Source organism: Curtobacterium sp. AB7 (assembly GCF_044909335.1).
Classification (GTDB): Bacteria; Actinomycetota; Actinomycetes; order Actinomycetales; family Microbacteriaceae; genus Curtobacterium.
The window spans coordinates 43,291-55,774 of record NZ_JBIYED010000010.1 but is presented as its reverse complement, the minus strand read 5'-3'; the positions used below and the strand labels follow the sequence as shown (position 1 = coordinate 55,774).

9 protein-coding genes are annotated in these 12,484 nt (G+C 72.8%); 4 read left to right on the top strand and 5 right to left on the bottom strand.

The window, feature by feature from the left end; all coding sequences use genetic code 11:
- Window positions 1–5 precede the first annotated feature (5 nt).
- Together ABH929_RS16520 and ABH929_RS16515 are read right to left on the bottom strand one after the other, a co-directional pair.
- Window positions 6–494 (bottom strand): GNAT family N-acetyltransferase, encoded by a 489-nt coding sequence (locus ABH929_RS16520; protein ID WP_263089425.1) that lies wholly within the window; start codon window positions 492–494, stop codon window positions 6–8.
- Window positions 495–503: 9 nt separating this feature from the next.
- Entirely contained in the window at window positions 504–1,988 is a 1,485-nt protein-coding gene (locus ABH929_RS16515; protein WP_263089424.1) for an aminopeptidase P family protein, read from the bottom strand.
- Window positions 1,989–2,057: 69 nt separating this feature from the next.
- Here ABH929_RS16515 and ABH929_RS16510 point away from each other — a divergent pair, with 69 nt between their 5' ends.
- A complete protein-coding gene (locus ABH929_RS16510) occupies window positions 2,058–2,930 on the top strand; it encodes a PHP domain-containing protein (RefSeq protein WP_263089423.1) in 873 nt (290 codons plus the stop codon).
- Between the two features lie 148 nt (window positions 2,931–3,078).
- Here ABH929_RS16510 and ABH929_RS16505 read toward each other — a convergent pair whose 3' ends face one another.
- On the bottom strand, window positions 3,079–4,581 hold the full coding sequence (locus ABH929_RS16505) for a DEAD/DEAH box helicase (RefSeq protein ID WP_263089422.1): 1,503 nt from the start codon (window positions 4,579–4,581) through the stop codon (window positions 3,079–3,081).
- A 90-nt stretch (window positions 4,582–4,671) separates the two neighbouring features.
- On the opposite strand from ABH929_RS16505, the gene ABH929_RS16500 reads away from it, so the two are divergent.
- Complete coding sequence (locus ABH929_RS16500) at window positions 4,672–5,388, top strand: ferritin-like fold-containing protein (protein ID WP_235035842.1); 717 nt, start codon at window positions 4,672–4,674, stop codon at window positions 5,386–5,388.
- On the opposite strand, the gene ABH929_RS16495 is transcribed toward ABH929_RS16500, so the two are convergent.
- Together ABH929_RS16495 and ABH929_RS16490 are read right to left on the bottom strand one after the other, a co-directional pair.
- Window positions 5,385–5,681 (bottom strand): hypothetical protein, encoded by a 297-nt coding sequence (locus tag ABH929_RS16495; RefSeq protein WP_263089421.1) that lies wholly within the window; start codon window positions 5,679–5,681, stop codon window positions 5,385–5,387. The two genes, ABH929_RS16500 and ABH929_RS16495, sit on opposite strands and share 4 nt — an antisense overlap.
- 4 nt (window positions 5,682–5,685) lie before the next feature.
- The gene (locus ABH929_RS16490) at window positions 5,686–5,910 is read right to left on the bottom strand and encodes a DUF3107 domain-containing protein (protein WP_205464140.1); all 225 of its coding nucleotides are present in this window, start codon (window positions 5,908–5,910) and stop codon (window positions 5,686–5,688) included.
- Between the two features lie 127 nt (window positions 5,911–6,037).
- Between ABH929_RS16490 and ABH929_RS16485 the strand changes: the two genes are divergently transcribed.
- Window positions 6,038–9,193 carry a UrvD/REP family ATP-dependent DNA helicase gene (locus tag ABH929_RS16485; protein ID WP_205464141.1) on the top strand — a complete coding sequence of 1,052 codons (3,156 nt, stop codon included), beginning with the start codon at window positions 6,038–6,040 and terminating at the stop codon, window positions 9,191–9,193.
- Entirely contained in the window at window positions 9,190–12,462 is a 3,273-nt protein-coding gene (locus ABH929_RS16480; protein WP_404561972.1) for a UvrD-helicase domain-containing protein, read from the top strand. The genes ABH929_RS16485 and ABH929_RS16480 overlap by 4 nt, the downstream gene beginning before the upstream one ends.
- The last annotated feature ends 22 nt before the right edge of the window (window positions 12,463–12,484 follow it).

Sequence of the window (12,484 nt, the reverse complement as noted above, 5' to 3'; positions counted from 1 at the left end):
TCGGGCTACAGCACCTTCGAGTAGCAGATCGACAGCGGGGCGCCGACGTACGGGCCGAAGTTGGCGATGCGCGTGAAGCCCTCGCGCTCGTAGAACCCGACGGCGCGCTTCTGCTCGTTCCCGGTCTCGAGCACGAGCGCCGGTGACCCGAGGTCGAGCGCGGCCTCTTCGAGCCGGCGCAGCAGCGCGGCCGCCACACCCGAGCCGCGGGACTCCGGCCGGACGTACATGCGCTTGATCTCGGTGATGCCGTCGGCGACGACCCGCAGCCCGCCGCACGCCAGCGGCGTGCCGGCCTGGTCGCGCGCCACGAAGAACACCGCGATGGAGTCGGCCGTCGGCTTCTCGCCGGGTTCGGTGTCGCCGCCGTAGGCACGGTCGATCTCCAGGCGCTGTGCGGCTCGGAGTCGCTGCGCATCGGGGGAGTCGAAGTGCTCGACCTCGATCGAGAACTGCGGCGTGCGGGAGTCGGTGGAGGCGTCGGGCGTCGTCACCCGCTCAGGCTAGCGGCCGGAGCGGGCGATCCACCCCTCCACTTCCGAGGGGGTCCGGGGGATGCCGATCGACAGGTTCTCGGCGCCGTCCGCGGTGACCAGGATGTCGTCCTCGATCCGGACGCCGATGCCGCGGAACTCCTCGGGCACCGTCAGGTCGTCCTGCTGGAAGTACAGACCGGGCTCGATCGTGAACACCATGCCGGGCTGCACGACGCCGTCGATGTACATCTCGCGACGGGCCTTCGCGCAGTCGTGCACGTCGAGGCCGAGGTGGTGGCTCGTGCCGTGCACCATGTAGCGGCGGTGGAACTGGTTGTCCGGCTCGAGCGACTCTTCTGCCGAGACGGGCAGGAAGCCCCACTCGGCGGTCTTGCGGGCGATGACCTCCATCGCCGTGGCGTGCACCTGGCGGAACGTGATGCCCGGCTTGACGATCGCGAACGCGGCGTCCGCCGCTTCGAGCACGGCGTCGTAGACCATGCGCTGCACGGGGGAGAACGTGCCGCTGACCGGCAGCGTGCGGGTGATGTCGGCCGTGTAGAACGTGTCGACCTCGACCCCGGCGTCGATGAGGATCAGGTCGCCCGGCTGCACGGCGCCGTCGTTCCGGGTCCAGTGCAGGATGCAGGCGTGGTGGCCGGAGGCGGCGATGGTGTCGTAGCCGACCGTGTTGCCGTCGGCACGAGCCCGGCGGTTGAAGGTGCCCTCGACGATGCGCTCGCCCCGGGGGTGTGCCAGGACGGCGTCGAAGTCGGCGATCACGTCGTCGAAGCCGTGCTTGGTGGCGTCGACGGCCTTGCGGAGCTCACTGACCTCGTACGCGTCCTTCACCAGGCGCTGCTCGGACAGGTCGCGGGCGAGGACGTCGTCGGTCGCCGGTGCGTCGTCGGTCTCCGGTGCGCCGCCGACGGCCCTGCCGAGTCGTGCGTCGAGGGTGCGGGTCAGGTCGTCGTCGGCCTCGCGCACGAGCAGTGCCGAGGCGTCGAGCCCGTCGGCGACGTCCGGGAAGGCACCGAGGTCGGCCGTGGCCAGCCCGAGGTCGGCAGCGACGGCGTCGAGCGAGGGACGCGGGCCGACCCAGAACTCGCCGATCTCGGGGTTCGCGTAGAACTCTTCCGAATCACGACCGGCCGTGGCACGGAAGTAGAGCGTGGCGTCGTGCCCGGAGCCGTTCGGCGTCATCACGAGGACGGAGCCGACGACGGTGTCGGTGCCCCATCCGGTCAGGTGAGCGAACGTGGAGTGCGGGCGGAACGGGTAGTCGCAGTCGTTCGAGCGGACCTTGGCCTGCCCGGCGGGGACGACGATCGTGCGGCCCGGGTGCAGCTCGGAGATGCGGGCACGACGCTCGGCGGCGAAGGCGGCCTGTTCGCGGGGCTCGGGGATCGTCTGCTCGCGGTCGGCCCACTGCGACCCGATGAAGTCCTTGAAGGTCGAGGACCCGGGGGTCGTGGAACGGTTGCTCGTCGCGCGGGGAGTCGTGTCGGCCATGCCCCCATCATCGCACCGCGCTGCACCGGCGTCCTGTGCGGCCCCTCACCTGTGGATAGCATTGTCGACGTGCCCGACCCGTTCATCGACCTGCACGCGCACTCGAGTGTCTCCGACGGCACCGAGCAACCCGCGGAGCTCGTCCGAGCGGCCGCGGCCGCCGGCCTGGACGCCGTCGCGCTCACCGACCACGACACGACCGCCGGCTGGGCCGACGCGTCCGGGTCCGCACGCGAGCTGCCACTGACGCTCCTGCCGGGTCTCGAGCTCAGCACGCGCATCGGCTTCCGCAGCGTGCACGTCCTCGGCTACCTGGTCGATCCGCACGACCCGGGCCTGGTCGAGGAGACCGACCGCATCCGCTCCGGCCGCCTCTCCCGCGCGCACCGCATGGTCGACCGCATCGGCGAGGACCACCCGATCACCTGGGCCGACGTGCTGGCGCAGGCGAGTCCCGGGGCCACCATCGGCCGCCCGCACATCGCCGACGCGCTCGTCGCGCGGGGCCTCGAGTCCGACCGGAGCGCGGCCTTCCGCGGCATCCTGCACCCGGCGTCCGGCTACTACGAACCGCACGAGGCGCCGTCGCCCCTACGCGGCGTCGAACTCATCCGACAGGCGGGCGGTGTGCCGGTCATCGCGCACCCGGCGGCCTCGTCGCGGGGCATCGTCATCGACGAGCCGATGCTCCGCGACCTCGTCGACGCCGGGCTCGGCGGGCTCGAGGTCGACCACCGCGAGAACCTCGCGCACGGCAAGCGCACCCTGCTCGACTGGGCATCGCGATACGGTCTGTTCGTCACCGGTTCGAGCGACTACCACGGCACGGGCAAGCCGAACCGGCTCGGCGAGCACCGGACGGCGCGGGCCGCGTTCGACGCCATCCTGTCCGAGGCCACCGGCAGCGCGCCCGTGGTCGGCCCCGGTTCGCGCCTGTCCTGACCCGAGGGCCGTCACCACCAGCCCGAGACTCACGTTCAGCGACAGTTCTCGTGTCCGCGGACGCGAGGAATGTCGCTCAGCCCGAGTCTCGGGGTGGGGAAGACGAAGGGCCCGTCGCGTCAGCGACGGACCCTTCGGTCTGGAGGCGCTACTCGCCGTCCGACGAACCCTGCGGTGCCGAGGCGGTCGCCGAGGCATCGCCGGTGCCGGCCCCGCGACGGCGGCGACGACGGCGACGCTTCGCGGCGCCGTCGGTGGTCCCGCCCTCGGTGGCCGACGTGTCGTCGGCGGGCGCGGAGGTCGGAGCCGCGGACTCGGTGGCGGGAGCCTGCGAGGCGGGCTGCTCAGAGCCTCCTGACCGGGTGCGACTTCGCGACCGCGAGCGCGACGCGTCACGCGGACCGGAGGCCGGACGGTCGCTGCTGCGCTTCTCGGCGGGGGCGCCGGCCGACGCGGCGTGCGACGAGGCACCGGGCAGACGGCCCTTGGTGCCCTTCGGGATGTCGAGCTCCTCGAACAGGTGCGGCGACGACGAGTAGGTCTCGACGGGCTCGGGGATGCCGAACTCGAGGGCCTTGTCGATCAGCGTCCACTTGTGCAGGTCGTCCCAGTCGACGAACGTGACCGCGATGCCGGTCTTGCCGGCACGGCCGGTGCGGCCGGCGCGGTGCAGGTACGTGTCCGGGTCGTCCGGGATCGTGTGGTTGATGACGTGCGTGACGTCGTCCACGTCGATGCCGCGGGCGGCGACGTCGGTGGCGATGAGCACGTCGCGCTTGCCGGCCTTGAAGGCGGCCATCGCGCGCTCGCGCTGCTCCTGGTTGAGGTCGCCGTGCACCGCTGCGGCGTTGAACCCGCGGTCCTTGAGCTCCTCGACCAGCTTCGCCGCCGCACGCTTGGTGCGCGTGAAAATCACGGTCTTGCCGCGGCCCTCGGCCTGGAGGATGCGGGCGATGACCTCGTCCTTGTCCAGGGAGTGCGCGCGGTAGATGAGGTGCTTGATGTTGGCCTGCATGAGGCCCTCGTCCGGGTCGGTCGCCCGGATGTGCACCGGACGGCTCATGAACCGGCGGGCGAGGGCGACGATCGGCGCGGGCATCGTGGCCGAGAACAGCATCGTGTGCCGCACCTCGGGGATGGCCTGGAAGATGCGCTCGATGTCCGACAGGAAGCCCAGGTCGAGCATGCGGTCGGCCTCGTCGAGGACGACTTCCTGCACGTGGGACAGGTCGAGGAGTCGCTGGCGCTGCAGGTCGATGAGGCGCCCGGGCGTGCCGACGACGATCTGGGCGCCGGCCTTGAGCTGCTCGATCTGGCCCTCGTACGCCTTGCCGCCGTAGATCGCCGCGATGGTGGTCGGGCGGTTCGAGGTGGCGACCTCGAGGTCCTCGGTCACCTGGACCGCGAGTTCACGGGTCGGGACGACGACGAGGGCCTTGACACCGGGGGCCGGGTCGGCACCGAGTCGCTGGATGAGGGGGAGGCCGAACCCGAAGGTCTTGCCCGTACCGGTCTTGGCCTGGCCGATGATGTCCTGGCCGGTGAGGGCGAGCGGGATCGTCTGCTGCTGGATCGGGAAGGGCTCGAGGATGCCCTTGCCCGCGAGCGCGTCGACGATGTCCTGCTCGATGGAGAGGTCTGCGAAAGTCAAAGAATCACCTTAGTTCTGGTGGAAGTCCGGGCCAGTCTACCGATGGGCGGGTGGAGCGGGGCGCGAGGCGGTTCCCGCTATGCTCTCCGGGTGGTGTCGTGGTGGAACCGGAAGCGCGCGGCGCAGCTCGCAGCAGCGTGGCTCGCGTCGCGGAACCCGCGGAACGCAAGCCAGGTCAAGCGCCTGGCGCTCGACGACGTCACCCCCGAGCTCGACGTCTACCTGGGGCAGGCCGCGTACCTGCAGCTCTCCGTCTACGAGACGATGGGCCGTGCCGGTGCCTCGGCGCCGACCCTGTCCGGCCGCCTGGTGACCGGTGTGCTCGCGACGACGGCGCTCGACCGGCACCGCACGATCGTCGCCGAGATCGAACGGAACGGTTCGGACCCGGCTGAGCTCATGGCGCCGCACCGCGAGGCGATCGACCGGTTCCTCGAGCGCACGAGCGGCGCCGACTGGTACGAGTCGATGCTCACCGGTTACGTCACGGCCGGCATCCTGAACGACCTGTTCGGCAACCTGCTGCGGTCGCTGCCGAACGACGTGCGGCAGCGCTTGCGCTCCGTGTTCGACGCGCGTGAGGAACCCGCGGTCGTCGAGGAACTGACCGCCCGGATCGAGGACGACCCCGAGGTCGGCTCGCGCCTGGCGATGTGGGGCCGGCGCCTGGTCGGGGACACGCTGCTCGTGGCACGGTCGGCGCTGGCGTCGCACGCGCGCGAGGACCAGGAGCGGCTCGAGCCGGTCTGGACCGAACTGATCGCGGCGCACACCCGGCGGATGGACGCACTCGGCCTGACGGCCTAGGCCCCGCGGGCCTTGAGTCGTTCGTAGTACTCGACGTCGCTCTTGTCGCGACGCGTCCCGAGCAGCCACTCGACGACGAGGGCGACGACGCCCGCGCCGACCAGGGACACGACCCAGATCCAGGTGGCGTCGTACCGCCACCCGGCCCAGGTCAGTGCCTCCCACAGCACGGCAGCGGCGATGCCGCCCACGGCGGGCCCGATCAGGACGCCACGACTGGCGCGCCACGGCAGGACCACGTGCGCGATCCCACCGATGATCAGGCCGCCGAGGACGGCGAAGAGCAGTTCCACGTCGTCAGGCGACGAAGCCGATGCGGCGTGCCTCTTCCGCGCCGACCTCGACGTACGCCAGGGCGGCGACCGGAACGATGAAGCGACGGCCCTTGTCGTCCTGGAGCGACAGGTGCGTCGCCTTCGACGCGAGGGCCTCCGACACGGCCTTCTCGATCTCGTCGGCGGTCTGGGCGGTCTCGAACGCGATCTCGCGCGGGCTGTTGATGATGCCGATCTTGATGTCCACGAGCACAGCGTATCCGAGCGGTCCCGGAGGACATCGGACGTTCGCCGCGGGCGCACTCGGCGGCCCGGGTACGCGCCGCGCCCGCGCCGAGCCGGGTGGTGTCGGCGGTCGTGGGTACCGTACGAGCGTGCCGCAGACCACGCTGACGCCAGCCCCCGCAGACGTCGGCGTCGCACGCGCCCTGGTCGACGACCCGTCCCAGACCGCCGTGCTCGCGCTGCCCGACGGCCGGCACGCGGCGGTCATCGGCGCCCCCGGCACGGGCAAGACGACCACGCTCGCCCGGCTCGTCGCCGACCGGTTGCGCCGACCGGGCGCGATCAGCCCCGACGGGCACGCCACCGTGCTCGCGCTGACCTCGTCGCGGACCGCTGCGACCGCCCTGCGTGACCGCCTCGCCGCTGCCGTCGACCGCGTGGTGCCCGGGGCGCTCGCCCGGACCGTGAACTCGTTGGCCTTCCAGATCGTCGCGCACGCCGCCGCGGTCCAGGGACAGGAAGCGCCCACGCTGCTGACCGGTGGCGAGCAGGACCGCATCATCGCCGACCTGCTCGCCGGCCACGAGCTGGATGGCACTGGTCCGGACTGGCCCGAACCGATCACCGCGGTGGTGCGCGAGCGCGCCGGGTTCCGGACCGCGCTGCGCGACGTCATGATGCGTGCGGTCGCGGCGGGCGTCGAGCCCGAGGACATGCGCGAGCTCGGGGACGAGGGCGGTCGACCCGAGTGGCGGGCGGTCGGTGACTTCGTCGACGAGTACCGGGCCTCGGTCACCGCGTTCCGCGCGACCAGCCTCGACTCCGGCGAGCTCGTCGCGTTCGCCACCGCGGCCGTGCTGCGCGGTGAGCTGCCCGCGAGCATCGCAGCCCTCGGACTCATCGTGGTCGACGACACCCAGGAACTCGTCGAGGGCGAGGTGGCACTGCTCGGTGCGCTCGCCCGGTCCGGCGTGCAGGTCGTGGCGTTCGGCGACCCGGACATCGCCGCCTCGGCGTTCCGCGGGGCCGAGCCGGACGTGCTCGGGCGCCTGGCCGTGCGACTCGGCGTGGACCGGGTCGACGAACTCTTCCTCGGCACCGTGCACCGGTACCCCGCGCCGATCCGGTCGCTGGTCTCGGGGATCACGGGGCGCATCGGCACGGCAGCGGCCGGTCGGCAGCGCGCCGCGACGGCGAGCGACGAGGACGCCCGAGCAGACGCCGTCGTGCACCTCGAGGCGGCGAGCCGCTCGGCGCTGCTCGTGGCCGTCGCGCGGAGGCTCCGGGAGCACCGCCTGCTCGATGGTGTGCCGTGGCACCGGATGGCCGTCGTCACCCGCAGCGGTGCCGCGATCCCCGAGCTCGTCCGTGCGCTCTCGGTGGCCGAGGTCCCCGCGACCGCCGGTGCCGCGCCCGTCCGCCCCCGTGACGACTCGGCGGCGCGGGCGCTGCTCGACGCCGCGGCGGTCGCCCTCGGGGTCCTGCCCCTCGACGCCGCCCTGGCCACGGCGTTCGCCACCGGGCCGCTCGGCGGGCTCGACACCCTGGCGATGCGCCGGCTGCGGCTCGCCCTGCGGCGTGAAGAGCTGGCCGGCGACGGCACCCGCACGGCCGACGAGCTCCTGATCGACGCGCTCGGTGCCCCGGAGCGTCTGGCCACGGTCGACGCCGGCTTCGCCAGACGGGCGACCCGACTCGCACGCAGCCTGGTGCAGGCACACGCCGACGCCGAGGCCGGATCGAGCATCGAGGAGATCCTCTGGGGCCTGTGGGAGCGCAGCGGCCTCGCGAAGTCGTGGGGCGGGCAGTCCGCGGCCGGCGGGGTCGGAGCCGGCGAAGCCGACCGGCACCTCGACGCCGTCGTCGGCCTGTTCACCGCCGCCAAGCGGTTCGTCGAACGCACCCCGGACGCCCCGGCCCGGGTGTTCGTCGACGACCTGCTCGGCGCCGACCTACCCGAGGACTCCATCGGACCCGACCGCACCGCCGGCCGGGTGCGGGTGCTCACCCCCTCGGCGACGATCGGACTCGAGTGCGACGTCGTCGTGGTGCTCGGACTGCAGGACGGCGTGTGGCCGAACACCCGGGTGCGCGGCAGTCTGCTCGACCCGGACGGGCTGGTCCGCGCGGCTTCCGGGGCCGAGCGTTCGCCGATCGACGACCGCGCCGCCGTGGTCGCCGACGAACTCCGCCTGTTCGCCCGCGCCGTCTCCCGCGCGACCACGCAGGTCGTGATCGGCACCGTCGCCAACGACGACGAGTCCCCGTCGCCGTTCGTCCGCCTGGTGCCGGTGCCGCCGGACCGGCAGCCGACCGTGCACCCGCTGTCCCTGCGCGGCCTGGCCGGGTCCCTGCGGCGGCGCGTGGTGCTCTCCGGCGACCACGAGGCCGCCTCGGCGCTCGCCCGACTGGCCGAGGCAGAGGTCCCCGGGGCCGCTCCGGACGACTGGTACGGCCTCGCCGAGCCCACCACCGACGAGCCGCTGGTCGACCTCGACGCCGACCCGGCCCCAGAGGTCGAGGGCGGCGAACCCGTCGCCCCGACGGTGTCCGTCTCGCCGTCGCGCATCGGCACGTTCGAGGAGTGCCCCGTGCACTGGTTCGTGCAGACCTTCGGCGGCGGTGCACCGAGTCCGGCGATGGGGATCGGCACGATCGTGCACGAGGCCATGGAGCACGCGACCGAGATCGACGTCGAGTCGCTGTGGGAGCGGGTCGAGGCCCGGTGGGACGAACTGACCTTCGAGTCGCCGTGGGTGGCCGATCGGGAGCGCGCACGCACCCGCCGCATGATCGAGGGGCTCAGTGACTACCTGCGGACCTTCGCGGGCGCCGGCCGCCGGTTGCTCGGCGCCGAGACCTCGTTCGCCCTGGTCACCGGCCCCGCCCGGATGCGCGGCAGCATCGACCGCATCGAGGTCGACCCCGAGGGCCGCGTCAGCGTCGTGGACCTGAAGACCGGACGCTCGATGCCGAGCGAGAAGAACGACATGCCGGAGCACCCGCAGCTCGGCGCGTACCAGCTGGCGATCGAGGACGGCGCGGTCGAGGGCGTGCCCGCCGGCTCGGCCATGACGGACGCCCGACTGGTCTTCGTGCAGAACCCCCGCGGCGGGCAGGCCTACTCGGAGCGCACCCAGCACGCGTTCGACGCCGAGGCGCGCGACGCCTACCGGGAGCGCCTGCACGGAGTCGCGCGCGGCATGGCCGGACGGACCTTCCTGGCGAACGTGGACGACCACTGTGAGAAGGCCCGGACCGGCGTCGAGTGCCGCATCCACGTGGTCTCGGAGGTGACCTGGTGACCGAAACGACCGACACGACGGACACGACGGACACGACGGACACGACTGCCGCGCCCGGACCCGCCGCGCCCGCGATCCTGCACGGGGCCGACGCCATCGCCGACGCCCTCGGCCGCCCGCGTCCGACCGCACAGCAGCGCGCCGTCATCGAGTCCCCGCTCGCCCCCGCCCTCGTCGTCGCCGGAGCCGGCAGCGGCAAGACCGAGACGATGGCGTCGCGGGTGGTCTGGCTGCTCGCGAACGGCATGGTCCGCCCCGACGAGGTCCTCGGTCTGACCTTCACCCGCAAGGCCGCCGGCGAGCTCTCGGTGCGCATCAACGACCGCATCCGTGCGCTCGAGGACGTCGGCCTGATCACCCCGGGCGACGCCTTCGAAGCACCAACGGTCTCGACGTACAACGCGTTCGCCAACGCCGTCTTCCGCGAGAACGCCCTGCTCGTCGGGCGCGACGGCGAGTCCCAGGTCCTGACCGAACCGTCCGCCTGGCAGCTCGCCCGCCGCGTCGTGGTGGCCGCGCGTGACGACCGACTGGCCGGACTCGACCGCGACGTCGACACCCTCACCGCGGCCGTCGTGGCGCTCGCGGGCGCCACGTCCGAGCACCTCGTCGAACCGGAGGACCTCCGCCGCTTCGCCGTCGAGTTCTCCGACCTGCTCGAACTGCCCGGCAACCGGGGCAAGCCCTACAAGGCGATCACCGACGCCGTCGCCGCGATCGGTGCACTGGAACCCCTGGCCGACCTGGTCGCGGAGTTCCGGCGGCAGAAGGTCGACCGCGGCTTCGTCGAGTTCTCCGACCAGATCGCGCTGGCGCTCGCCGCGGCCGAGTCCGCGCCGCGGGTGGTCACGGACCTGCGGCAGCGGTTCGGCGTCGTGCTGCTCGACGAGTACCAGGACACCTCGGTGGTGCAGACCCGGTTCCTCGCCCGGCTGTTCCGCGGGCACTCGGTGATGGCCGTGGGCGACCCGCACCAGTCGATCTACGGGTTCCGCGGTGCGAGCGCCGCGAACCTCGCACGCTTCCCGCACGACTTCGGCGGCACCGATCCGGGTGCGGTCCGGCCCGTGACGTTCGCGCTGTCGACGAGCTGGCGGAACCCGGTCGACGTCCTCGCGGGGGCGAACGCGATCGTGGCACCGCTGTCCGAGGCGTCCGAGGTCGACGTCGAGCGCCTGTCACCACGACCCGGTGCGGACGCCGGGACGGTCCGGGTGGAGTTCCCGGAGACCCTGCCGGAAGAGGCCGACGCGGTCGCCGCGTGGTTCCAGGACCACCGGAAGCGGAACCCGACCGGGTCGATGGCCCTGCTGCTCCGCGCCCGCAAGGACCTGGCGTCGTTCACCGCGGCGCTCGGAGCGCGCGCGGTGCCCTTCCACGTGCTCGGCACCGGCGGCCTGCTCCAGCGCCCCGAGATCGTGGACCTGGTCGCCTGCCTGCGGGTGCTGCACGACCCGGCTGCCGGCAACGAGCTCATCCGGTTGCTCGCGGGCGCCCGGTGGCGGGTGGGCGCAGCGGACGTCGTCGCCCTGCACCACCTCGCGCGGTGGCTGTTCCAGCGCGACCACACCCAGCAGCGGCTCGACGACGAACTGACGGCGGCGTTCCGCGCCTCGGTGGCTGCGGGGGAGCACGGTTCGATCGTCGACGCCCTGGACTTCGTGGCCACCGCGCCGGACGAGCACGGCGCGCTCGAGGGCATCACACCCGCCGGCCGCAGCCGGATGCGTGCGCTCGGCGCGCAGCTCGCGATGCTGCGGTCGCGGGCCGGCAGCGACCTGGTCGACTTCGTGACGCTCGTGGTGCAGGAGATGCGGCTCGACATCGAGGTCGCGGCGCACGAGCAGGGCAGCGGGGCGTACCTGGACGCCTTCATCGACGAGCTCGCCGGGTTCGTCTCCACTGACGACCGCGCCGACCTCGGGTCGTTCCTGGGGTGGATCGACGCCGCCGCCCGTCGTGACGACATGGGCCCGCGCTCCGAGGAACCCGAAGCCGGCACGGTCCAGATCCTGACGATCCACGGGTCGAAGGGCCTCGAGTGGGACGCCGTCGCGGTGCCGCGCATGGTCGAGGGCGGGCTGCCCGCGCGTCCGCAGGAGGGCTCGTCCGGGTGGCTCGGCTTCGGCCGTCTGCCGTACGAGTTCCGCGGTGACGGCGCCGAGCTGCCGAGCCTGGCGTGGCGCGGGCAGGAGACCCAGAAGGACGTCACGACCGCGATCGACGCCTTCAAGGAGCAGGTGAAGGCCCGCAACGAGGACGAGGAACGCCGACTCACGTACGTCGCGCTGACCCGTGCCCGCCACGACCTGCTCGTGTCCGGTTCGTTCTGGGCCGGCGGCGTGCGCCCCACCGAGCCGAGCCGGTACCTGCACGACCTGGTCGAGGCCGGGGTCATCGACGGCACCGCGATCCCGGAGACCACCGTGCACGACGAGAACCCCCTCGGCGAGGACGGCGCCCAGCAGCTCTGGCCGCACGTGCCGTTCGGGCAGCGGGCGCCTCGTGTGCTGGCGGCGGCCGAGCGGGTGCGGAACGCCAACCCCGGTGCCTCCGGCCGGTACGCGGCCGACATCGACCTGCTGCTCGCCGAACGACTAGCGACCCGGAACGCGAAGCACGCGGTCGTGGTCCCGCACCGCGTGCCGGCCTCCGGCTTCAAGGACTACCTGACCGAGCCGGACAAGGTGGCCGAACGCCTGCGTCGGCCGATGCCGGAGCGTCCGTACCGGGCGACCCGGCTCGGCACGCTCTTCCACCAGTGGGTGGAGCAGCGTGCCCGCACGGGCGGGTCGCTCGAGACCCTCGACGTGTGGGGCGACGAGCTCGACCTCGACGCCGACGACCTGCTCGACGCCTCGCCCGACGCCGTGGTCACGGACGACGACGCCCGACGGCTGGCGGACTTCCAGGCCACCTTCGCCCGCTCACGGTGGGCCGGCCGCACGCCGGTGGAGGTCGAGCGCGAGATCCACATCCCGTTCCTCGGGCACAGCGTCGTCTGCAAGCTCGACGCCGTCTACGAGATCGACGGGCGTGCCGAGGTCGTGGACTGGAAGACGGGCAAGGCGCCGTCCGGTGCCGACGACCTGGCGCGACGGACGCTACAGCTCGCCCTGTACCGGGTGGCGTACGCCGAGTTCACCGGTCGACCGCTCGACCAGGTCGATGCCGTGTTCTACTTCGTCGCGGACGACCTCGAGGTGCGTCCGACCGAGCTGCTGGACCGTGCCGGACTCGAGCGCGCCTGGACGGCTGCGATCGGCTGACGGACCCTCGGGCCACCGAACC

Bases quoted from the DNA above. Each gene is read 5' to 3' on its own strand.
- ABH929_RS16515 (WP_263089424.1), bottom strand. From the start codon at position 1,988: ATGGCCGACACGACTCCCCGCGCGACGAGCAACCGTTCCACGACCCCC.